At 61.2% G+C, this 23,940-nt stretch carries 17 protein-coding genes; 8 read left to right on the top strand and 9 right to left on the bottom strand.

Translation table 11 applies throughout. From position 1 onward, the window contains the following. Positions 1 to 628: 628 nt before the first annotated feature. Complete coding sequence (locus KPG66_RS06530) at positions 629 to 1,138, bottom strand: ferritin-like domain-containing protein (RefSeq protein WP_237070321.1); 510 nt, start codon at positions 1,136 to 1,138, stop codon at positions 629 to 631. A 500-nt stretch (positions 1,139 to 1,638) separates the two neighbouring features. On the opposite strand from KPG66_RS06530, the gene KPG66_RS06525 reads away from it, so the two are divergent. Continuing rightward, complete coding sequence (locus KPG66_RS06525; protein ID WP_237070320.1) at positions 1,639 to 2,448, top strand: MipA/OmpV family protein; 810 nt, start codon at positions 1,639 to 1,641, stop codon at positions 2,446 to 2,448. A gap of 159 nt (positions 2,449 to 2,607) precedes the next feature. Here the strand turns inward: KPG66_RS06525 and KPG66_RS06520 are convergent, their stop codons facing one another. Then, positions 2,608 to 3,141, bottom strand: coding sequence for a DUF4142 domain-containing protein (locus KPG66_RS06520; protein WP_041754247.1), 534 nt, complete (start codon positions 3,139 to 3,141; stop codon positions 2,608 to 2,610). Between the two features lie 128 nt (positions 3,142 to 3,269). Continuing rightward, positions 3,270 to 3,935, bottom strand: a complete 666-nt coding sequence (locus KPG66_RS17880) for a hypothetical protein (RefSeq protein WP_442929416.1) — start codon at positions 3,933 to 3,935, stop codon at positions 3,270 to 3,272. 198 nt (positions 3,936 to 4,133) lie between these two features. Here KPG66_RS17880 and KPG66_RS06510 point away from each other — a divergent pair, with 198 nt between their 5' ends. Further along, positions 4,134 to 5,297: an AI-2E family transporter gene (locus KPG66_RS06510; RefSeq protein ID WP_237070319.1), complete on the top strand. Its 1,164-nt coding sequence runs from the start codon at positions 4,134 to 4,136 to the stop codon at positions 5,295 to 5,297. 9 nt (positions 5,298 to 5,306) lie between these two features. On the opposite strand, the gene KPG66_RS06505 is transcribed toward KPG66_RS06510, so the two are convergent. Next, positions 5,307 to 6,026 (bottom strand): DUF2968 domain-containing protein, encoded by a 720-nt coding sequence (locus KPG66_RS06505; RefSeq protein ID WP_013435213.1) that lies wholly within the window; start codon positions 6,024 to 6,026, stop codon positions 5,307 to 5,309. Between the two features lie 479 nt (positions 6,027 to 6,505). Between KPG66_RS06505 and KPG66_RS06500 the strand changes: the two genes are divergently transcribed. Beyond that, the gene (locus KPG66_RS06500) at positions 6,506 to 6,979 is read left to right on the top strand and encodes a DUF2147 domain-containing protein (RefSeq protein ID WP_442929415.1); all 474 of its coding nucleotides are present in this window, start codon (positions 6,506 to 6,508) and stop codon (positions 6,977 to 6,979) included. Positions 6,980 to 7,116: 137 nt separating this feature from the next. Here KPG66_RS06500 and zapE read toward each other — a convergent pair whose 3' ends face one another. The 5 genes from zapE to typA form a co-directional block, all read right to left on the bottom strand. Continuing rightward, the gene (gene zapE / locus KPG66_RS06495; protein ID WP_013435210.1) at positions 7,117 to 8,214 is read right to left on the bottom strand and encodes a cell division protein ZapE; all 1,098 of its coding nucleotides are present in this window, start codon (positions 8,212 to 8,214) and stop codon (positions 7,117 to 7,119) included. A 126-nt stretch (positions 8,215 to 8,340) separates the two neighbouring features. Further along, positions 8,341 to 9,771, bottom strand: a complete 1,431-nt coding sequence (gene lpdA, locus KPG66_RS06490) for a dihydrolipoyl dehydrogenase (RefSeq protein WP_237070318.1) — start codon at positions 9,769 to 9,771, stop codon at positions 8,341 to 8,343. Between the two features lie 15 nt (positions 9,772 to 9,786). Beyond that, positions 9,787 to 11,091: a 2-oxoglutarate dehydrogenase complex dihydrolipoyllysine-residue succinyltransferase gene (odhB, locus tag KPG66_RS06485; protein ID WP_041754244.1), complete on the bottom strand. Its 1,305-nt coding sequence runs from the start codon at positions 11,089 to 11,091 to the stop codon at positions 9,787 to 9,789. A 115-nt stretch (positions 11,092 to 11,206) separates the two neighbouring features. Then, positions 11,207 to 14,062: a 2-oxoglutarate dehydrogenase E1 component gene (locus KPG66_RS06480; RefSeq protein WP_237070317.1), complete on the bottom strand. Its 2,856-nt coding sequence runs from the start codon at positions 14,060 to 14,062 to the stop codon at positions 11,207 to 11,209. Positions 14,063 to 14,439: 377 nt separating this feature from the next. After that, entirely contained in the window at positions 14,440 to 16,266 is a 1,827-nt protein-coding gene (gene typA / locus KPG66_RS06475) for a translational GTPase TypA (RefSeq protein ID WP_237070316.1), read from the bottom strand. Positions 16,267 to 16,546: 280 nt separating this feature from the next. Between typA and KPG66_RS06470 the strand changes: the two genes are divergently transcribed. From KPG66_RS06470 to KPG66_RS06450, 5 genes are all read left to right on the top strand, one after another. Further along, complete coding sequence (locus tag KPG66_RS06470) at positions 16,547 to 17,023, top strand: MarR family winged helix-turn-helix transcriptional regulator (RefSeq protein WP_041753459.1); 477 nt, start codon at positions 16,547 to 16,549, stop codon at positions 17,021 to 17,023. Between the two features lie 190 nt (positions 17,024 to 17,213). Beyond that, positions 17,214 to 18,692 carry an efflux transporter outer membrane subunit gene (locus tag KPG66_RS06465; RefSeq protein WP_237070315.1) on the top strand — a complete coding sequence of 493 codons (1,479 nt, stop codon included), beginning with the start codon at positions 17,214 to 17,216 and terminating at the stop codon, positions 18,690 to 18,692. Positions 18,693 to 18,760: 68 nt separating this feature from the next. Continuing rightward, on the top strand, positions 18,761 to 20,005 hold the full coding sequence (locus KPG66_RS06460; RefSeq protein ID WP_237070314.1) for an HlyD family secretion protein: 1,245 nt from the start codon (positions 18,761 to 18,763) through the stop codon (positions 20,003 to 20,005). 9 nt (positions 20,006 to 20,014) lie between these two features. Further along, positions 20,015 to 21,574, top strand: a complete 1,560-nt coding sequence (locus KPG66_RS06455) for a DHA2 family efflux MFS transporter permease subunit (RefSeq protein WP_013435200.1) — start codon at positions 20,015 to 20,017, stop codon at positions 21,572 to 21,574. 545 nt (positions 21,575 to 22,119) lie between these two features. Further along, a complete protein-coding gene (locus KPG66_RS06450) occupies positions 22,120 to 23,520 on the top strand; it encodes a hypothetical protein (protein WP_237070313.1) in 1,401 nt (466 codons plus the stop codon). The last annotated feature ends 420 nt before the right edge of the window (positions 23,521 to 23,940 follow it).

Below are 23,940 nucleotides of genomic sequence, written 5' to 3'. Positions count from 1 at the left end.
CCACACCAATCATCCACATCAGGTAACCCATTTTTCTCCCTGGCATATGCCTCGTGAACTGGTTTGCCGCCCGGCAGGCCGGCTCGCCGGATGTCCGTCGCACACAACCCCGGCATCGATAAGTGCAGCGCCGCGTATCGCCTGCCGGTACGCCATGACGCCAATCAATGAGCGTCGCGGTATCCGGCCACCCAGGCACACGACCCGAACACCCGTATTTGCTCCACGTATCAATGATCGCCTCAATCCGTGCCCGGGCCCTTGACTGAAATCAAACCACACGCCGCACGCGTGGCGCGGACACGACCATCAAGCAATCGACGTGATGACCACCGGCGTTATGGCCGTGACACCTGCCATGGCGGTGCGCGACGCCGCCAGTGCCCCAGCACTGGAAGACACTTCAGCGGCGGCCGGATCGGCAAGCGACGGGATATCGCTAAGCGCAAGCCTGTCCGGCTCCAGCGGTGCAGCACATTATTGCAGCGCTGAGCCGGGCGTGCGGCCCGCCACTGTCGCCAGCGCACCGACGGCGACGAGTGTGCCATCGGCAAGCATCCAACGCAGCCACGCCGACCCGGCGAGATGCCGGGCAAGCTCATGACCAGGTTCCGCTTGCGTATGGGGGTCAACGCTTCGCGTCGTCGCGCTCGCCCGCGGAACGGGCCAGGAAGGCAGTCACGACTTCTGGCAGGTTGTCGTGCAGCCAACGCGCCATCTCGACCTCCTGGGGCAGAATCTGCTCGCAACAACGTTGCGTCTCGACGTCGCCGGCCGCACGGGCGGCCGCGATCAATGCCGTGTACGCGGCAATCTCGATATGCTCGAATACATAGCCAGCCATGCCGCCCTTGACCACCTCATCGGTGACGGTCATCCCGCCGAGCGCTTGCCCAAATGCGGCAGCCCGGGCGGCAAGGTTCTTAATCGTCGATGGGCTACTGTTCAATCGGTCCAGGCACTGCTCGAGCAGCCTTTGCTGGGACATCGTCTCGTCAATGTGCTGCTCGATGCGCTGCTTGAGCTTGGGGTAATGTTCCAGTCTCGAAGCTTGCGCCTTGAGCATCGACTCGGCATGCTGCTCCATCGCATAGGCGTCCTTCAGCCAATCAATCATATGTTCGCGTGGGCTTGTCATCATGTCTTCCTCGCCGGTACCGCACCGTATAGCACGCCGCGCAACATGCACGGCGCATCGATTTGCGCAACCGTCATACCCGACAAGACGCGGCTGGCCAGCATGGCACGCGATACCGGCAGCGCAATCCGTTCGCCTCGTCCTTGCAGCACCGCGGCGCGCGAACGACCGCCTCCGGCATGAGGGGCCAGACAAGTGGCCTGACGCCTGGCGTGAGACAGCGCCCCGTGACGGCAAATTTTTCACTACACTGCGCTGTCGTTGCCGCATCTCGCTTTTGCGGCAGGCCATGCAGGCGGTACAACAGCGTGCTGCAAAGCAATACAGGGCGTGAGCGGTAGCGCATCCGATTGGCATAGTATGTGCTACCCTCGCTCGTCCGTTTGATAATCGGAGGCCCAATGGCGCTCGACATCTGCACGGCGGGGCAACAATCCTGCTCCACCCATCGTGTTCGCGACTCCCAACGACGGGATCCCACCCCGCTTACCGCAGCCGCAATGGCATTGATGCTTTACACCGCGCCGACGCAGGCACAGACGCCGTCGCCGCTAGGCGAATGGCAGTACTCGGCCGGTATTGCACTGCAAAAACTGTACGTGTCGTCTACCCCAGAATGGGAGACGAGGCTTGGCATCGGCACGACATTCAAGCCGCGCTATGACGGTGAGAACCGATATCACACATTGGTCGGCCCGAGCGTGGATATGCGCTATCGCGACCTTGCGTTCTTATCGACCGGCGAAGGTATCGGCGTTAATGTACTGCGCGGGCCGAACTGGCGTATCAGTGTCGCCGCGGCGTACGACCTGGGCCGGCGCGGCCACGATGACCCTTCGCGGCTCAATGGGCTGGGCAACATCAGCCCGGCGCCGGAGATGAAAATCGCTGCGGAGTACGCGGTATCGAAACAATTTCCGCTGGTGCTGCGCGGCGTGGCCACACGCAGCTTCGGCGGCTCGAATGGCTGGTGGTTCGATCTAGGCACCTATATGCCGTTGCCCGGCAGTTCGGAGACGTTCTACTGGTTCGCGGGTCCGTCAGTGACCTTCGCGGACGCAAAGTACATGAACAGCTGGTTTGGTGTCAATCCGGACCAAGCCGCGCAGTCCGGATACCGTCGATACGACGCGCGTGCCGGACTGAAGTCTGCGGGTTTTGGTATCACAATGGTCTACTTCGTGAACAAACATTGGTTCGTCAGCGCTGACGGCGCCTTCAAGCGCATGCTTGGCAGCGCAGCGGACAGCCCAATTACCCGTTCGCGACTCAACGGCGTCTGTGACGTGTCGATTAACTACCAGTTCTGACAACACCGTCTTATTCACTCCACCGATGCGCGTCATGGCAAGCGCGCATTGACCCTGCGGTAGGTGACGGGAACACCACGACAACCGTGACTATCAGCATGTAGCCTGTGGCCGGGCCACGCCCGTTATTAACGGGCGCAGGCCAAACTATATTGCGGCTTACTCGACAATCCCCAACTTTTGTGCAAGCTTCTGCGACATCTGGTAGTGTTCTCTGAGCGTAGGCAGAGCCTTTAGCGCCGCCTCCTTCAACGATGGAAGCTCTCCATCCTTCGCTTCTTTCTCGAATGCGGCGATAGCTTGCCGGTGCGCCTCCAGGCCCACCTTACGCACATACGCGTGATCGAAGTTCGCGCCAGTCAAGGACTTGAGTGATTCAAGCAGTGCAATATCGGAATTGTCCTTGGGCACCTCCACGCCATGAGGGGCCACCGCTTTCAACTGCACCGTCAACCTCATATGGTCGGCGATCATATGACGCGCAAATGATCTGACATCTGCGTTACTCGACTTCTTGTGCGCAAGCTTGCCCGCATCAATCTCAGTCGATGACGACATCGTGGCCGCTTGGATAAAGTCACGATCCGCACTTGACAGCGGGTTCGCGGCCGTCGTTGACGCAGCCTGTGTTTGAGCATGAACAGCCGGGGTAAGCAGCAGCGCACCAAGGCAAACGACTGTAGTTAACTTCATTATAAGTTCTCCAATTAAAGTGGCATGATCGAGTACGGCCGTAGCCCCGCCGTGACTCATGAATACCCTTAGCAAGCACCGTGCCGCAATGATGTTTTATTGCATCGCGTATGCCAGCCTTTGCCGACTCAATCGTGCCGATCGGCCCGATCCTGGGCAGGTATCTGTTCAATCCGATCCGGCATCACGTCTGCATCGAGTTCTATCGTCTCGTCGCCATCGGCGGCAGCGCGCTCGCCCGTGCCGGCACGATCGGTGTCACTGCCTTGTTCCGCCATGCCCGTTTCAAGCGCGTGGTTGTCCAGTGCCGTGTCACGATCAAAATCGTGCCGCTTCGCGCCAATCGTGTCACTGCCAGTGTCGGACGAATCGCCAGGGCCAAGCGCTTCGGTATCGTGGCCGGGCACGTGAGGTTGCAACAAATTGTTGTCGGGATCTAGTGTGCTACTCATGATGCTCTCCATGCAAAGTATGCATGCGTAGGTAGCAGACACCGTGCCTCGGCCCATGCCGCGCACAAGCGCCGTCTCGATTAAGCCGACATGTAACATGGCGCCATGCCGAGGTGGCCTGCATAAAAGCCACCAAGCAGCGGCCCGACGCCTGTGCGATGTAACGCGCTCGGCGAGCCTGCCTAGGTACGACGCCGATACGATGCGGCCAAGCGCGGCGGCGAACATCACCCAGTCCAGCACCATCGTGACCTGCGAGACGGGCACCCGCTGGGCCATATAGACGGTAATGATTGGCTCGATCGACCTATTTGCCAGCATCATCAACATACCGATGACCAAGCCGGCCCCTTGTCCGCCAGCGACGCCCGTGCGCGTTGCTGGCGCTGGCCTGTTGGTCCGCGCCCGCGGTTCCTGGACAGTACCGCTCACGCTATGACGTGACGTGCGCGGCGCGCCATGTCAAGATGGCCTTACCCGGGCGCTAGCAAACGCCCCCACCTTCTACGCGCGGACCGCATGACGGTGCCGACCGGACTCATGGACAGAAACACACGGAATCAAAGAGGCTTTCAAGTCCTACTGTACGCAGTATCGCTCGCCCTCATCTGGATTCTGCTGCCGTTCTTCGGCGCAATTTTTTGGGGGACAATCCTCGCGATCCTATTTCAGCCGTTGCAGCGCACGCTCACCGCGCGTTTGGGCAACCGCGCGAACCTCGCAGCACTGGCCACACTGAGTCTGTGCGTGCTAGTCGTGATCCTGCCCGTCAGCCTGATGATCGGCACACTTGTGCAGGAAGTCTCGTTCGCCTACGAGCAAATCAAAACCGGCCAATGGAACGTCACACTGTATTTCCAGAAGGCGGTCGGCGCACTGCCCGCGTTCGCGCAGCACTGGCTTAACGACGTCGGCCTGGCCGACATGCAAAGCCTGCAGGCCAAACTGACCGAAGGGGCTGCCCGCATCAGCCAATTCGTGGCCGCACAGGCGGTCGAGATCGGTCAAAATACGCTGCAGTTCGCTGTCGGCTTCGGCATCATGCTCTATATGGTGTTCTTCCTGCTGCGTGACGGCAGCGCCATTTCGCGGCGTATCCGTGAAGCGGTGCCACTCGCGGACTCGCACAAGCAAAAGCTGCTCGGCAAGTTCACCACCGTGGTACGCGCGACGGTCAAGGGCAATATCGCGGTGGCCGCGGTGCAGGGACTGCTCGGCGGCCTAATCTTCTTCATCCTCGGGATCAGCGGCTCGCTGCTGTGGGGCACGCTGATGGCATTGCTGTCACTGCTGCCGGCGATTGGCTCGGCGCTGGTCTGGGGGCCGGCAGCGATCTATTTCCTGCTGGCCGGTCCGCTGTGGAAAGCGGTTGTGCTGGGGCTATTCTGCTCGCTGGTCATTGGCGGCGTCGACAACATCCTGCGCCCGATTCTGGTGGGCAAGGACACCAAGCTGCCTGACTGGGTCGTACTGATCTCCACGGTCGGCGGCATGGCCACGTTCGGCATCAACGGCTTCGTCATCGGTCCATTGATTGCCGCGCTGTTCATCGCGTGCTGGGACATTTCAGTGCTCATCGCGCGCGACGAGACCCATCCGTCCCCCTCTGTCGATGACGTGTTGGCGCCGCCGCGCAATGGCGCGCGGCGGCGGCGTCGGACACCACGAGTGGTGCGGCACGGGGACTTGTCCAGCGATGCGTGAGTACGCCGCTCAGCGGGGATTCGAACGCGGCAGGCCGGCTTCGGTCTGACGCTGCAAGTCACGGATATGCCGCTGCAACTCGCGCAGCTGCGTTTGCGCAGCAGTTTTCTGCTCGTTCAGTGCCTGCGCCTGCGCGGCGGTCTGCTTCTGTCGAGTCGTCACTTCCGCCTCCTGCGCGCGCGCCACGTTCAAATCTGCCTGCAGCCGCACAGCCCGATCACGCGACAGCGCGATCATACGGTCGGTAAATGCCTTCTGCGCCTCCAGCCGCGCACGACGAATTTCGATATCGGACAGTTGCACAGTCTGCCGCACCAAACCCGCATAGATGGCTTCGGCTCGGACTGGGTCCTGCGTCTTGATCACACGCCAAAAGTTTTTTTGCTGGAACAACGCAATGTAATAGGTCATTTCTTTGTCATAGAACAGCAGGCTTGCACCGTAGCTGCCGTTATACGACGTGCGGAATTCGGTCAACGCCGAAGCGTGGATCAGCCGTTGCAATTCGGCGACATTGCCGCCGGTTGAATGACGCGCCTCATCAGCCGTGGGCGTGCTAGACGCCACCGCGTCAGGCAACGCGACGTTGGCAGCCGGCTCCTGCGAGATAGCGACGCTACTAGCCGGCTCCTGTGGCGGCATACCGGCCCGCGCGGCCGCTGCTTGACTGACAATGGCCGCGGCAACCGCCGTCAGCACCCTACCCCTTGCTCGTGGTAATTGATTCATTTGTTTTCCGAGTGTGCGCTTTTTCGTGGGGTCAATATTACTTAAATTCGTGGGTTTCGGGTTCCTCGTCGAAGATTGAGTATTGGCGCATCTTTTTCATCATACCGCGCGGCTCATGCCCAGATGCTACGTGGTGCCGTGCCGCTTCCAGCCATTGACTTCCAACGCCGCAATAATCCGCGAGCATTCCGCCCTATCCCGCTGACTGCGATCGACCAACACCTCGGACGCATTCTCGCGCCGGCACGGGGGGCGCAGCGGGCAAATGCCAGCGACCGCGCGTGCGCTTAGAAGTCGCTCTACCAAACGGCAGCGCCGCTTTGCCGTATGCTTTTCACGATCGGTGACGCGGCGACGCCGTGTCGTACCGCACTGCCGTATGTATCGGTTCGCGCCCCTGCATCATGCGACGCGTCACACCGTCATCGCACCGGGTCCACCATAGCCCGTGAAGATACGACTCGTTTCAGGAGGAAGACATGATGCAAGCGCTGTTCAATCTCCGCGTGGTCCGCGGCATGCTAGTCGCGATGACGTTGGCCATGTCCGTTGCCAACGCCTTCGCCGCCGGCAACGCATCGCCAATTGGCGTTTGGCAAACGATCGACGACCACACAGGAGAACCGAAGGCGTTGGTCCAGATCGCGCAGGAAGCCGACGGCACGCTGTCAGGCAAAATCATCGAGGGGCTAGCCGCAAACGACCAACCCAATCGCCGCTGCACCGCATGCACCGACGCGCGCAAGGACCAGTTTATGCTCGGCATGACGATCATCGACGGCATGAAACAGGACGCAGACAGTTGGGAGGGTGGACATATCCTTGATCCGGAGAACGGCAAGGTCTACAAATGCAAGATGCACGTCGAGGACAACGGCCAAAAGCTGGTCGTGCGCGGTTATATCGGCGTGTCGTTGATCGGCCGCTCACAGACGTGGGACCGCCAGCCGTAACGCGTTGCACGCCCCATCAATCAGCAGTCACGCGTTGTATGTCCCCGTCAGCTAGCAGTCACGCGTTGTAAGCGTCCATCGGACCGCGGCCCGTCGACAGCGCACCGCGCCGCGCACGGCCACGGGGCCACACATCGTCACGTCAATGACGTATCGACGATGCGCCGCGGCGCTTCGAGATACTCCTTCGATTGCATCTCGACAATGCGCGACACGGTCCGCGCAAATTCATTGGCCATCGGCCCTTCAACGTACAGCTGCTCGGCCGGCACGGCAGCCGACATCAACAGCTTGACCTTATGATCGTACAGTACGTCGATCAACCACGTGTAGCGACGCGCTTCGGACGCCATGCGCGGCGTCATCTGCGGCACGTCCGACAAGATGATCGTGTGAAAGCGTGTCGCCAACTCCAGGTAGTCGTTTTGCGACCGTGGCCCACCACATAGCGTTGCAAAATCGAACCAGACGACTCCATCGGCGCGGCGCAGCGCCTTGATCTCGCGTTTTTCGATATGCAGCACCGGGCTCTCATCGGGTATCGCGGCTAACCGCGCGAACGCCTCACGCAATGCCCCGTCGGCATGGGCGCCCAGTGGCGTATGGTAGGCCTGCACCCGCGCCAGCGTGCGCTGCCGGTAGTCAGTGCCGGCATCCACGTTCAACACGTCGAGCCTTTCGTTGATCAAGTCGATCGCGGGCAGCACCCGGTCGCGATGCAACCCGTCCGGGTATAGCGTACTGGGTTCGTAATTGGACGTCATCACGAACTGCACGCCGTTGTCGAACAACTTCAACAACAACCGATAAAGGATCATCGCATCGGCGATGTCCGAGACATGAAACTCGTCGAAGCAAATCAATCGATAACGCTTCGCGACCCGTCGTGCAAGTTCGTCCAGCGGATCGGCACGGCCCTTGAGTGCCTCAAGCTCACGGTGCACCTCGCGCATGAATTCGTGAAAATGCAGCCGCGTCTTGCGTTGCACCGGCACGACAGCATAGAAACTATCCATCAGGAAGCTCTTGCCGCGCCCGACGCCGCCCCACAGGTAGACCCCGCGTGGTGGCTCCGCTCGAACGATCCACTTTCTGAGCACGTTGGAACGCCGCGCCTTGTAAGCCACCCAGTCGTCGTAGCAGCGCTGCAGGCAGCTGATCGCGCGTTGTTGCGCCGCATCGGCCTGATAGCCGCGTTCAGCCAGTTCCTTCTCATAGTATTCGGTGACGTTCATCGGTGCAAAAAAATGGGCGGGTATGGCCCGCCCTATTTCGCCGCCTGTCGCATGGCGATCTCACTCAGCCCGACCGGCAGCCAGCCTCGGTATCCACCTCGGCGCGAGGCGGATGCCGGCTTCGCGTTACATGTTCAACGCGCGCTTGTCGACGGCGAGCGCCGCCTCCCGCATCACTTCGGAAAGCGACGGATGCGGATGACAAATTCGCCCGATGTCCTCCGATGCAGCCTTGAACTCCATCGCGACAACCGCCTCGGCGATCAGGTCGGATGCATTCGCCGAGATAATGTGCACGCCAAGCAGTTCATCGGTATTCGCGTCGGCAATCATCTTCACGAAACCATCGGCGCGATTGATGCCCAACGCACGTCCGTTGGCCATGAACGGGAATTGTCCGGCCTTGATCTGCCGGCCTTCCGCCTTCAATTGCTCTTCGGTCTTGCCGACCCACGCAATCTCCGGCTCCGTGTAGATGACCCACGGGATGCAGTTGTAATCGATGTGCGGCTTTTGCCCGTCGATCACCTCGGCGACCAGTACACCCTCGTCCTCGGCCTTGTGCGCGAGCATCGGACCGCGCACCACGTCGCCAATCGCATAGACACCGGGCAGTTTGGTACGGCAATGGTCGTCGACGTCGATGAATCCGCGCTCGTTAACCGTCAGCCCGATCGCGTCAAGACCGAGGTCGTCGGTATTGGGCACGCGGCCCACGGACACGATCAGGCGATCGGCCTCGAGCTTCTGCGCGTGACCGTCCTTGTCCGCGTAGGAGATCGTCACGCCGCTATCGGTCGCACTCACCTCGCTGATCTGCACGCCCAGGTGAATCTTCAATCCCTGCTTCGCGAACTGCTTCGCGGCTTCCTTTGCCAACCCTTGGTCGGCGGCACCAAGGAATGACGGCAGCGCCTCGAGCACTGTCACCTCGGCACCGAGGCGCCGCCACACCGAGCCCAGTTCGAGCCCAATGACGCCCGCGCCGATCACCGCCAGTTTCTTGGGCACCGAGTCGAATGCCAGCGCCCCTTCATTGTCTGCGACGATCCGGTTGTCCACCTTCGCAAACGGCAGGTGGCGCGCCTTCGAGCCGGTTGCAATGATTACGTTGCGCGCGATCACCGACTCCGTGCCGCCATCACCGGCCACGTCGATTTGATAGCCCGCGTCCGTCTTGCCGGTGAACTTGCCGTGCCCCTTGAGCCACGTGATCTTGTTCTTACGGAACAGGAACTCGATGCCCTTGGTCATCTTGTTGACGATCGCGTCCTTGCGCGCATGCATTTTCGCGATATCGATTTTCACGTCCGATACCGAAATGCCATGATCGTCGAGGTGATGCGAGGCATCCTCGAACGCCTCGGACGAGGCCAGCAACGCCTTTGACGGGATGCAACCCACATTCAGGCAGGTGCCGCCGAGCTTGAGCTCGCCGGCCGGGTTCTTCCACTTCTCGATGCAAGCCACGCTCTTGCCGAGCTGCGCGGCGCGGATTGCCGCAATGTAGCCACCAGGGCCCGCACCGATCACGACGACATCAAATTCTTTTGCCATGAAGACATTCCTCGCTTAAAGGTCGAGCAGCAAGCGTGCCGGATCTTCCAGCGCTTCCTTCATCGCAACGAGCGACAGCACCGCCTCGCGACCGTCGATGATCCGGTGATCGTACGACAGTGCAAGGTAGTTAATCGGACGGATCACGATCTGGCCGTTTTCGACGACTGGCCGCTCCTTCGTCGCATGCACGCCGAGGATCGCCGATTGTGGCGGGTTGATGATCGGCGTCGACAGCATCGAGCCGAACACGCCGCCGTTCGAGATCGAGAACGTGCCGCCAGTCATTTCCTCGATCGACAGCTTGCCGTCTCGGGCTTTCGCACCGAACTCGGCGATCTTCTTCTCGATGTCCGCAAGACTCATTTGATCTGCATTACGCAGGATCGGCACGACCAGACCGCGCGGCGATCCGACCGCGATGCCGATATCGAAGTAGCCGTGGTAAACGATGTCGTTGCCATCGATCGACGCGTTCACGAGCGGGAACTTCTTCAGCGCATGCACGGCCGCCTTCACGAAGAACGACATGAAGCCGAGCTTCACGCCGTGTTCCTTCTCGAAGCGATCCTTGTACTTGCTGCGCAGATCCATGACCGGCGCCATGTTCACTTCGTTGAACGTGGTCAGGATCGCGTTGGTTTGTTGCGACTCGAGCAGACGCTCGGCGATTCGCGCGCGCAGCCGTGACATCGGCACGCGCTGTTCCGGACGGTCCGTCAGCCAGGTGTCCGCACCCGGCGCGGCGACCTGCGGCAACGCGGCGCGCGACGGCGCCGCCTTCGCGGTCACGCTGGCCGGCGCGGCCGGCTTAGCGGCCGGCGCTGCGCCAGCTGCCAGCACGTCCCCCTTCGTCACCCGACCGTCGCGGCCGGTGCCACTCAGTTGGCCGGCACTCAGGTTCTTCTCCGCGAGCAGCTTCGAGGCGGCCGGCGACGCGATTGCGCCGCTGGCGCCGCCGGCCGCAACCGGTTGCGCCGCGGGAGTCGGCGAAGTTTGCGGCGCCGGTTTCACTTCGGCGCCGGCGGCGGCTGCGGCTGTTTCCGTCGCCGTCGCGCCCGCTGCGGTGCCAGCCTTCGCTTCGGTATCGATCTTGGCGATCACCTCATCGGCAACGACCGTGTCGCCATCGTGCTTGATCACTTGAGCGAGCACGCCCGCAGCCGGCGCCGGCACTTCGAGCACGACCTTATCGGTCTCAATCTCGATCAGAATTTCATCTTGCGCAACCGCTTCCCCCGGTTGCTTCTTCCACTGGAGCATCGTGGCTTCGGACACCGACTCCGAAAGCTGCGGAACTTTAACTTCAACAATAGCCATCGTCATTATCCTGAATACGTATCGTGCCGTATCGTGCGACCAGGCGCCTGAAGACGCGGCGCACGGCTCCGGGGGAGCGAGCATACGCCGCCCCCCCGGTATCATCCTTGCGTGATTACTTGATCAGCGTCGCGCCCTTGAGCCGGCCGAATGCGGCCTCGACCAGCGCCTTCTGCTGCTCGTAGTGCTTCGCGTAGTAGCCGACCGCCGGCGACGCGGACGCCGGACGCCCGCTGTACGCGAGCTTCATGCCGTCCCGCATCCCTTCGGCGAGGTGGTGCTCGATGTAGAACCAGGGTCCTTGGTTCTGGGGTTCATCCTGCACCCAGACGACCTCGGTCGCGTTGTCGTACTTTTTCAGTTCGGCTTCGAACTGCTTGTGCGCGAACGGATAAAGCTGCTCGATACGCAAGATCGCGACGTCGGCATTCTTTGCCTCGCGGCGATGCGCGATCAGATCGTAGTAGACACGGCCCGAGCAAACGAGCACACGCTTGACTTTTTTCGGGTCGATCGACGCATCGGTCTCGCTAAGCACCGGATGGAATGCACCGCTCGCCAACTCGGACAGGTCCGACACCGCTTCCTTGTGGCGCAACAATGACTTCGGCGTCAACACGATCAGCGGCTTTCGGAACAGCCGGATCATTTGGCGACGCAGCAAGTGGAACATTTGTGCCGGCGTCGTCGGCTGCACGACCTGCATGTTGTGCTCCGCGCACAATTGCAGGTACCGCTCGATGCGCGCCGACGAGTGTTCCGGGCCCTGCCCTTCGTAGCCGTGCGGCAGCAGCATCGTCAACCCGGACACGCGGCCCCACTTGACCTCGCCGGACGAGATAAACTGGTCGACGACGACTTGTGCGCCATTGGCGAAGTCGCCGAACTGAGCCTCCCAGGCCACCAGCGTATTGGGTTCGGCGGTCGAATATCCATACTCGAAGCCGAGCACCGCTTCCTCGGACAGCACCGAATCGATGACGGTGAAGTTTGCCTGCCCGTCCGCGACGTTCTGCAGCGGAATATACGTGCCATCGTCCCAGCGTTCGCGATTTTGGTCATGCAGCACCGCGTGGCGATGCGTGAACGTGCCACGGCCCGAGTCCTGCCCGGTCAAGCGCACCGCGTAGCCGGAGGCGACCAGCGAGGCAAACGCGAGGTGCTCGCCCATGCCCCAGTCGAGCGGCTGTTCACCGGCTCCCATCTTGCGACGGTCGTTGACCACGCGCTCCACCAGCGGGTGCAGCTTGAAGTTCTCCGGGATCGTCGTGATCCGCTCGGCCAGGCGCTTAAGCTCAGCCAACGGCACTGCAGTATCCGCCGCATCGGTCCACTTGCGGTTCAGGAACGGCACCCAGTCGACCGCGTACTTGCTCTTGTAGTTCGACAGCACCGGGTCGATCGTATGGTGCCCCTCGTCCATCGCCTTGCGGTACGCTTTCACATACTGATCAGCTTCGTCGGCGCCAATCACGCCCTGCGTCACCAGCTTCTCCGCGTACAGCGCGCGCGTGCCGGCATGCTGCGCAATCTTCTTGTACATCAGCGGCTGCGTGACCGCCGGCGTATCCTGCTCGTTGTGGCCGAGCTTGCGGAAGCAGACGATGTCGATCACGACATCCTTGTGGAACTGCATCCGAAAATCGATCGCCAGTTGCGTAGCGAATACGACCGCCTCCGGGTCATCGCCGTTCACGTGCAGTACCGGCGCTTCGATCATCTTTACGACATCGGTGCAATACAGCGTCGAGCGCGCATCGCGCGGATCGGACGTGGTAAAGCCGATCTGATTGTTAATCACGATGTGCAGCGTGCCGTGCGTGCCGTAGCCGCGCGTTTGCGCTAGATTCAGTGTCTCCATCACGACACCCTGGCCGGCAAAGGCTGCATCGCCATGGATCTGCACCGGCAGCACCTGCTGACCGTTCAGGTCACCACGACGATCCATGCGCGCCTTCGCAGAGCCTTCGACCACCGGGTTGACAATTTCCAGGTGCGACGGGTTGAACGCAAGCGATAGATGCACCGGGCCACCCGCCGTCGAGACATCGGACGAAAAGCCCTTGTGGTACTTCACGTCGCCAGCCGGCAGGTCGTCGACGTGCTTGCCTTCGAATTCGGCGAACAGGTCCGCCGGCATCTTGCCGAGCGTGTTGACGAGCACGTTCAGGCGCCCACGGTGGGCCATGCCGATCACGATCTCTTGCACGCCCTTGTTGCCCGCGTGGTGCACGACCTCATCCATCGCCGCGATGAAGCTCTCGCCGCCTTCGAGCGAGAAACGCTTCTGACCGACGTACTTCGTGTGCAGGTAGCGCTCCAAACCTTCGGCCGCGGTCAATCGCTTGAGAATGTGCTTTTTCTTGTCGGCAGAGAAATTCGGCGTCGAGCGCGTGGACTCCAGCCGCTCCTTCCACCAGCGCTTCTGCTCAGGATCGCTGATGTACATGAATTCCGCGCCGATCGTGCCGCAGTACGTGTCGCGCAGCGCCTTCACGATGTCGCGCAACGATGCTTGCTCGAAGCCGAAATACAGGTTCGTCGCATGGAACGTCTGATCCATGTCGGCTTCGGTGAAATCGTAAAACGCAGGTTCAAGCTCGGGAATATGCGGACGTTCGCGGCGCTTCAGGGGATCGATGTTGGCCCATTGCGAGCCGAGGAAGCGATAGGCGCCGATCAGCGATTGAACGTAGACTTGCTTTCGCGCCGTGGACAGGTCGTTGTTGCCGCCACGTGGAATGAATGCATTCGCTTTGGCCCGTTGGGCGAAGGACTCGACGATCGGCGCGTGGGCCACGTCATTTGCACTCGAGCCGTCCGACGCAGGGACGTTTTGCAACGCATCGAAGTAGCTGCGCCAGTTCTCGGGCACGGACGCCGGATTATCGAGATATGCTTCGTACAATTCTTCCACGTACGGAGCATTGCCGCCGAACAAATACGAGTTCAGCTGGAATTGCTTCATCATTTTGACGCTCACCTTTCTTCGAGTTTCTCGAGAAATAGCGGGTTACGAAACCTTCCGCGCGACGGCCTGACCGTGTAGCGGATTGCGCGAATCAAGTCTGCTGGGAAGGACCTAAAACATGCACCGGCGAAGCTTATCACGTTTAGCCTATTGCGGCTATTTGCCTCGTGTGCAAGCGGGCCGATGCCGGGCCTGAACGCAACGGGCCGAGGACGGGTCGCCTGCACCACACCGAGACGAAAACGCCGCACCAGCCCATGCGGGCACGGCACCGATGCGGGCGCGACGAGACTTCGCCGGCCGACGGCACCGATGCGGCGTGACGGGGCTTCGCCGGCCGACGGCATCGCCGCAGCCCCGTATCGCAGCCCCGTACGTCAGTCGGCTGCGGCCTCGCGGCTCGCGCGCCGGCGCTCATGCTCCTTCAGGTGCCGCTTGCGCAACCGGATCGACTGCGGCGTGACCTCGACAAGCTCGTCGTCGTCGATGAACTCGACTGCGTACTCGAGCGTCAGCTGGATTGGCGGAACGAGGCGCACCGCCTCGTCGGTCCCCGAGGCGCGCACATTCGTCAGCTGCTTGCCGCGGATCGGATTGACCACCAGGTCATTGTCACGGCTGTGGATGCCGATGATCATCCCTTCGTACAGCGCGTCGCCCGGCGACACGAACATGCGGCCACGATCCTGCAGCTTCCACAGCGCGTACGCGACCGCGGCGCCGTCATCCTGCGAGATCAGCACGCCGTTGCGCCGCTCGCCGATCGTGCCATCCCGCATCGGCTGGTACGCATCGAAGATGTGGCTCATCAGGCCGGTGCCGCGCGTCAGCGTGAGAAACTCGCTTTGAAAGCCGATCAACCCACGCGCCGGAATCCGGTATTCCAGCCGCGTACGCCCGCGGCCGTCGGACGCCATATCAAGCAACTCGCCCTTGCGGCGACCAAGCTCCTCCATCACCGCGCCCTGATGACCGTCCTCAAGATCCACGGTCAGCAACTCGTACGGCTCATGCCTGACACCATCGATTTCACGCACTACCACACGCGGACGCGACACCGCGAGTTCGTAACCCTCGCGACGCATGTTCTCAATCAAGATAGTCAAATGCAGCTCGCCGCGGCCGGACACCTCGAACACCGTCTCGTCGCCGGTATCCTTGACCCGCAACGCGACATTATGATTTAGCTCCCGGTTCAGCCGCTCGCGGATCTGACGGCTGGTGATGAACTTGCCTTCCCTGCCCGCCAACGGCGACGTGTTCACACAGAAGTTCATCGTCAGCGTCGGCTCATCGACGGTGATCATCGGCAGCGCGTCCGGCACGTCCGGTGCGCAGATCGTCGCACCGATGCCAACATCGTCGATGCCGTTGATCAGCACAATGTCGCCGGCCTCGGCGCTGTCCACCTGCACGCGCTCCAGCCCCTTGAAGACCTGCACCTGATTAATCTTGCGGTTCAACGGCTCGCCCTGCGGGCCGAAACGCATCACGACCGGCTGGCCGGCCTTGATGCGTCCGCGCGTGATGCGGCCCACGCCAATGCGGCCGACATAGGTTGAGTAGTCCAGCGACGTGATCTGCAACTGCAGCGGCGCATCTGGATCGGCCGCGCGCACCGGCACGTATTGCAGTACCGCTTCGAACAACGGGCGCATGTCGCCTTCGCGCACCTGCGCGTCCAGGCTGGCATAGCCGTTCAGCGCCGATGCATAAACCACCGGAAAATCGAGTTGCTCGTCGTTTGCGCCGAGCTTGTCGAACAGGTCGAATGTCTGGTTGATCACCCAGTCCGGCCGCGCGCCTGGACGGTCGATCTTGTTGACGACCACGATCGGCTTGAGCCCGAGCGCCAGCGCCTTCTTCGTGACAAAGCGCGTCTGCGGCATCGGCCCTTCGACCGCGTCAACCAGCAGCAGCACCGAGTCCACCATTGACAGCACACGCTCGACTTCGCCGCCAAAGTCGGCGTGCCCCGGCGTGTCAACGATGTTGATATGCGTGCCTTCGTATTCGACGGCACAGTTCTTCGCGAGGATCGTGATGCCACGCTCCTTCTCGATGTCGTTCGAGTCCATCACGCGCTCGGCGACTTGCTGGTTTTCACGGAACGTGCCGGACTGCCGGAGCAGCTGGTCCACGAGCGTGGTCTTGCCATGGTCGACGTGCGCGATGATGGCGATATTGCGGAGCGGGCGTGTCATAGAGGAGTCGTTCTAACGCGGTGCGTGGCGAAGCGGGCCGACGCAAGGCAAAGCGGCTGCACGCAGCCCGAGGGTCGCGCCACAGCGGCGGGCGATGCAGGCACGGGCGCCAAATTGGAAACCTAAGATTCTACCACGCCGCAGCGTGCACGACATGCGCGCGCGGGACACACGGCACACCATCCTACGATTTTAAGCAGTTTTGAGAAAAACCCTGTTGCGATGTCACAAGGCGATTCCTATAATACATGTCAAGTCAACCATTGCAGATACACCTTTTATGTCGAATCCGAACGCCGGACTGCCGCCCGAAATCGCAAATTACCCATTCGGCGAGAGCGTCGGCTATCTGCTCGCGCGGGTCCGCTCGAACATCTGGAATATGGTGTCGCAGCAAACGATGGCCGAATTGGGCATCACCAGCACGCAGGCGAGCATCCTATTCATGCTCGGCAGTGGCCGGTGCCTGGCCGCGGCCGAGCTTGCACGCGAATATGGCATCGACGCGAGCGCGGTGACGCGGCTCATCGACCGGCTCGAGAAACGCGGTCTGCTCTGCCGGGTGCGCAGCGAGGAAGACCGTCGTGTCGTGCGGCTCAGGCTGACGGACGAAGGGACCGCGCTAGCCACGCGGATGCCAGCGATCTACAACCGGGTACTGGACAAGCTGCTGACTGGCTTCACTGCCGAAGAAGTCGGTTTCCTCAAAAGTATGCTGCGCCGCATCCTGGTTAACTGCGACGAAACACCTAGCTAAACGCCAGGGACCTGCTGCCCGAGCCGGCGGCGATCAGATCGCGCCGACGGATCCGGTCATGTCACGTGCAATCAGTTGTATTGACAAGCTTTTAGTGAAGTTTTTGTTGGCTGATAGTCAGAATTTTGTTGGCTGATAGTTAGAAATTGGTTGCAATGTCCAATATATGGCTCATTTGAAGGACCGATTAATGAAAGTCGTTTCATGCTCCGCCCCGCCGGCGCGGCTGGCCCGGTGCACCGCCGCGCTGGTGGCGGCCGCCCTGGTGCTCGGCGGCTGCGCCAACTATATCGGGCTGCGCAGCGACAAGCAGCCGGCTCGGGCCGACAGCTTCGACAGCGCGCAAAGCCTGCCCACTGAAGGCGGTACCTGGCCCACGCTGGATTGGGCTGCTCAGTTCGGCGATCCACAATTGCCGCAACTGATCGATGAGGCGCTAGCCGACAGTCCGACCATTGCCCAGGCGCAGGCGCGGCTGGCCAAGGCCGCGTCGTATGTGCAGGGCGCCAACGCCAGCACGCTGCCCAAGGCGGACGCGAAATACACCTGGACGCGCGAACTTTACTCGGGCAATGCGCTCTTCCCGCCGCCGTATGGCGGCGCGTGGTACAGCGAGAACAATGTGCTCGCCAGCGCGACGTACGAACTGGATCTGTGGGGTAAAAATCGGGAAGCGCTGCGCTCGGCGATCTCCCAGGAGAAAGTCGCCGCGGCCGAGGCGCAGCAGGCGCGGCTGACGCTGGCAACATCGGTGGCACGTGCCTACAACCAGCTCGCGCAACTGTACGCGCTGCGTGAAGTCGCGCAGCGCGAGATCTCGAACCGCGCCGATGTAGGCGCCATCACGCGAGGGCGCCTCGCCGCAGGCTTGGATACCGAAGTTGAGCGCCGCACCGCTGAGGGCAACATAGCGACAAGCAAGGCCTCGCTGACTGACCTGGACGGACAGATCACCACGACGCGATACCAACTCGGTGCACTGCTCGGCAAGGGTCCGGACCGCGGGTTGCGTATCGCGACGCCGCGGCTGGGCGTGGGTGGCAGCGTCGCGCTGCCGGCGAACCTGCCGGCGGACCTGTTGTCGCGCCGCCCGGACATCGTCGCCGCACGTTGGCAGGTGGAGGCCGCCATGCACGACATCAAGGTGGCCAAGGCCGAGTTCTTCCCGGACATCAACCTGAGCGCCGGTTTCGGTTTCGATGCTTTCGGCTGGGGCCGGTTCCTGCAGTCCGGCAGCCGCCAGATCCAGGCTGGACCGGCGCTCCACTTGCCGATCTTCGACGGCGGCACGCTGCGCGCGAACCTAAAAAGCAAGCTTGCCGACTACGACAGCGCGGTGGCGAACTACAACCAGACGCTGATCGGCGCACTGAACGATGTCGCGACCCAGGTGGCTGCGATCCGCTCGGTTGACCAGCAACGCGTCGACGCGCAAGCCGCCTACGACGCGAGCAAACGCGCGTACGAGTTGGCGGTGATCCGCTATAAGGCCGGCCTGGCGCCGCAATTACAGGTGCTCTCCGCCGACAGCCTGCAGCTGGCGCAGCAGCAGACTATGGTCAATTTGACAATGCGTCGACGCGACCTGCAACTGGCCCTGATCAAGGCGCTAGGCGGCGGTTTCGACGCGAACGGCACCGTGCTCGGCGCCACCGAGCCGGTCCAATGATGAGCCAACCTGCACATGTGGCCGCCCGGCCATGCCAATGAATCAAACTTGAGGACACGGAGCGATTGATGAGCAGCCCCCAACAACAAAGCGCCACGCCCGACGCAAACGCAGGCAATGGCAAACGCCGGCGCCTGATGGCGCTGATAACCATTGTGATCGTCATTGCCGCGATCGCCTACGGCGCGTATTACCTACTGATCGCGCGGTTTTATGAGGAAACCGACGACGCATACGTCAACGGCAATGTCGTGCAGATCACGCCGCAGGTCACCGGCACCGTGACCGCGGTAAAGGCGGACGACACTCAGGTCGTGCAGAAGGGTCAGCCGCTGGTACTGCTTGATCCGGCTGATTCACGCGTCGCGCTGCAACAGGCTGAAGCCGATCTGGCGCAGACCGTGCGCCAGGTTCGTACGCTGTACGTGAACAACAACCAGTATCAGGCCGCGGTCGCGCAGCGCCAATCCGATCTATCGCGCGCGCAGGATGACTTGCGTCGCCGTTTGACGATCGCCCAGACCGGCGCGGTATCGCAGGAGGAAATCTCGCATGCGCGTGACGCGGTCAAGGCTGCACAGGCTGCTCTCGACATCGCGCAGCAGCAGCTGGCATCCAACCGCGCGTTGACCGCCAACGTCGCGATTGCACAGCATCCGAACGTGCTGGCGGCCGCGGCCAAGGTCAGGGATGCCTACCTGAACTACGCGCGCAACACCCTACCTGCACCGGTGACCGGTTATGTCGCCAAGCGCAGCGTGCAAGTGGGCCAGCGCGTCTCGCCCGGCACGCCGCTAATGGCGATCGTGCCGCTGAATGAGGTCTGGGTCGACGCAAACTTCAAGGAAGTCCAGCTCAAGCACATGCGCATCGGCCAACCGGTTAAGGTCGTCTCCGACGTCTACGGCTCATCGGTCGTGTACCACGGCAAGATCCAAGGCTTTTCAGCCGGTACCGGCTCGGCCTTTTCGCTATTGCCCGCGCAAAACGCCACCGGCAACTGGATCAAGGTCGTGCAGCGCCTGCCGGTGCGCGTGCAACTCGATCCCGAGGAGTTGAAGCAACACCCGCTGCGCATCGGCCTGTCAATGACCGCCAACGTGTCGATCAAGGACGAGCAAGGCGGCGAGCTTGGCAACGCACCGACCACGGTGTACCAGACCGACGTGTTCGACGAGTACGGCAAGCAGGCCGACGCGCAAATCGAACGCATCATTCGCCAGAACGACGGCAGCGGCGACACTGCCGCCCCCGCGGCGGACACGGCCAAGCCGGCCCCGGCCCCGGCCACAGCCCGGCACGCCGCACGATAGGGCCACGTCATGAGCCAGACACAAGCGCCTCACCCACCGCTGTCGGGCATGCAACTGGTGGTCGGGACCATCGCGGTCTCGCTCGCCGTGTTCATGAACGTGTTGGACACGTCGATTGCCAATGTCGCGATCCCGACTATCTCGGGTGACCTTGGCGTATCGTCGGATCAGGGCACATGGGTCATCACCTCGTTCGCCGTCGCCAACGCGATCTCCGTGCCGCTGACCGGCTGGCTGACCGAGCGGATCGGCCAGGTTCGGCTGTTTCTCGCATCGATCGTGCTGTTCGTCATCTCATCGTGGTTGTGCGGGCTGGCGCCATCGCTGCCGTTCCTACTGGCGTCGCGCGTGCTCCAGGGCGCGGTGGCCGGCCCCATGATCCCGCTGTCGCAAACGCTGTTGCTGGCGAGCTACCCGCGCTCCAAGTCCTCGATGGCGCTCGCGCTATGGGGCATGACCACGCTCGTCGCGCCCGTGCTCGGCCCGATCCTGGGCGGGTGGATCTCCGATAACTATTCGTGGCCGTGGATCTTTTACGTGAACATCCCGGTTGGGATCATCGCCGCGATCGCGACGTGGGTGATCTTCCGCAAACGCGACTCCGAGGTCAAGCGCGCGCCGATCGACGGTGTCGGGCTGATGCTACTCGTGCTGTGGGTCGGCTCGTTACAGATCATGCTCGACAAGGGCAAGGACCTCGATTGGTTCAACTCGACAACGATCATCGTGCTGGCACTGGTTGCAATTGTCACCTTCGCGTTCTTTGTCGTATGGGAGCTGACCGACAAGCACCCGGTCGTCGATCTGTCGTTGTTTCAGCGGCGCAATTTCACCGGCGGCACGGTGGCGCTGTCGGTCGGCTACGGATTGTACTTCGGTAACCTGGTCCTGCTGCCCTTGTGGCTGCAAACGCACATCGGCTATACCGCCACACAGGCGGGACTGGTCATGGCGCCGGTCGGCATCTTCGCGATTCTGTTGTCGCCACTAACCGGCAAATACATGCCCAAGACCGATCCACGCTACATCGCGACCGCGGCGTTCACCGTGTTCGCATTGTGTTTCTACCTGCGCTCGCAGTACACGACCGGCGTCGATACGTTCGCGCTGATGGTGCCTACGTTTATCCAGGGCATCGGCATGGCCGGGTTCTTCATCCCGCTAGTGTCGATCACGCTGTCCGGCTTGCCGCCGCATCGGATCGCCGCGGCCTCGGGTCTGTCCAACTTCGTGCGGATCATGTGCGGCGGCATTGGCACGTCCATCTTCCAGACCGCATGGGACCATCGCACCATCCTGCATCATGCGCAATTAGCGGAGCAAACTGGTCAATTCAGCCCGGTATTCGGGCAATCGGTCGCTCAGATGCGCGCGCTGGGCATGAGTGAAGCCCAGTCATATGGGATGGTCAACCATCTAATGACGCAACAGGCCGCGCAATTGGGGGTCAACGATCTGTTCTACCTATCCGCCGCGATCTTCATCGCACTAATTGCGTTGATCTGGATTACTAAGCCTGAGCGCGGCAGCGGCAGCGATGCGGGGGCTGCGGCATCAGCCGCACATTGAACGCCGGGTTCGGCGCGACGGGTAACCGCATGCAGACCGCCCGCCGCGCTCCCCGTTCCAGCACCTCGGCAACTTCGCCCTCTGACCACGCCGAGTCGTGGTTGCAGCAAACGCGCTTGTTGTGCGCAGTCCGCGGCAATGGCCCGTTTTCGCAACATCAGTGTCGGCCATATACTGGCCACATATAAGCCGTTCGTAATTCAAATGCCCAGTTCGATAATTTGCACTATAAATTAATGGGGACGATTTAACATTTGCGTCCGGAATCGATCTACGGGGGCAACGTGCCAAACACATGGTTTAAAAACTGTTCTCATTATTTGGCGGCCTGCGTCAAACCCGACGTTATGGATTGTGAACCGCAACGCCCGTCACGATCGGCCGGTTCCACATCGAATCGAGCCAACGCATTGACAAAGCTCAAGGCACTTCGGCGACCGCCATGGCGTAAGAGCAACGCGTCGCGCGATTCTCGCGCCAGTACGCCTAAAACAGATGCCACGGTCTCTACGCCACACTTGCTGAGATTGCCCAACGAAATTCACATGACCATCGCGAAGATGGTCGGCATCGAACCGGATTGGACGAGTCCGTACACATCCTACGTCAACAATCTGCAACAGCTTTCGTCGGTGATACCTGGTTTGTCCGAATGGCTAAAGCCGGAATTGGAGAGCGCCAAGCTCGCGCAGCAGGCCAGCGATTTAAAGCAGCTCAACGAACCGGAGCGAGTTGACAAATTCAAGGAAATCTTTACGCGCGCAATGGCATTGCAACCTCGGCGCCCTCAGGTGGAAGCCTATGTCATTGGTCAGATGCACTGCCTGCCGACATACGACGCGTATCGTGCAGCACAACACGTCACCGCCAAACTCAAGCAGTCCGCCCCCCACGAGTGCCACGCACAGTATATTGCGTTATCTAGAGAAATACCGCGCGTCGTTAAGGCGACACCACGCATCATTGGCGACTGGCGATCCCCTCCGGACACTCGTGCCAACCTGAACGCATTGCTGCTCCAACTGGTCGACGCCGCGTCCCAGCTGCCGCCGCACTCGAATAGTGCCAACGAGAAAATCACCAAGAAGAGAGCGACTGAAGCTATGCTAGCGGCCGTGCTGCCCATGCTCTCTGCGCAAGACTTGGTGCCCCGTTTTGATGCGCTGGTGAACATAGCACACACCATCAGTCCCAAGCTGGTGGCAGTGCTTGCGTCACGACTGCCAACACTTTTACTACTTCCAGCAGAAGAGCGTGCTGCGAAGTTCGATAACTTACTGTCCATTGTACAGAAGCATGACGGTGCGTCGGCGCCAACGCTCGCGGCTCAACTCTATGTCCTTTCCGATAACGACCAGCCTGCACGCTGGCACGCGCTGCTGCAAGTGGCAATACAACACCGCATCGCAGGCATGATCCAGCCTTTGCTAAATGCCGCAGTCTATCTTCCCGGCGAAGATGCTGGCGCGGCGTGTGCAGCAGTTCGCCACCTTGCAGACCAATCGCTGAACCCATCCAAGGATCGGGACGCCAATGTCATATTGGCCGCTGTTGCTGGCAAACTAAGTGCCATTCCGCAGGCAGAGCAACAGCCGATGTACGAATGGCTGCTTCGTCAAGTCAACAAGTTTCCAACACAAGAGCAGGTTTTAGAACGGTCGGCATTACGCTCACGTGTTGAACTGCTATCCTGCCTCGTGACGGAAATACACCGTTCGCCAGATGACAAAAAGCGCGAAGTTTTCGACATGCTGACCCGTATGCTAGATTGCGCCACGCCACACAATAGTCGCGACGCGCAGACTGCGCTTGAAGACCCATTTCGACTCCGAGGCAGACCCGCCAATTTTTCGCCATCCTCGCAACCTTGGATAGAACAATGGAGCAAGCGGTGCACGGATCCCACCCAGTCGCGTCTGGCACGCATTGCATTCTCCTGCGGATAGCATCACAGAGCAGGAACAATCGGTAACGCACTGATCCATCAGTGCCACGATATCCGCTGGCCGCACCAAAAGGCACCCAAAGGTACCCAAAGGTACCGGCACCATGTAGGCTACATCGAGCACTGGAAAATTTCGTTTTCCTGTCGATGACATCTACCTTACCAGCCCCAGCGCTGACGTCATGACTATGCTGCGCAGCACATGGCAACTTACCATGATCATGAAACATTGCCCAATGCGATACAGCCCGTCGCATTGGGCGCCATGACCAATGCTGAGTGGCATGATCGACACAGCGTTAGCTGGTAGTAGGAAGCGTGCCCGCCAGCTCCTGGGTTAAACGGCTTAAAAATGAAAATACGTGATGTCAAGAAACTGGTTCGCTTATTTACCTTGCATGACAGGCGCATGTGGCGCCTC

This window comes from Mycetohabitans sp. B2 (assembly GCF_021733735.1).
GTDB lineage: Bacteria > Pseudomonadota > Gammaproteobacteria > Burkholderiales > Burkholderiaceae > Mycetohabitans > Mycetohabitans rhizoxinica.
Note: the sequence above shows the minus strand (reverse complement) of the source record. Positions and strands in the feature narration are given on the sequence as shown.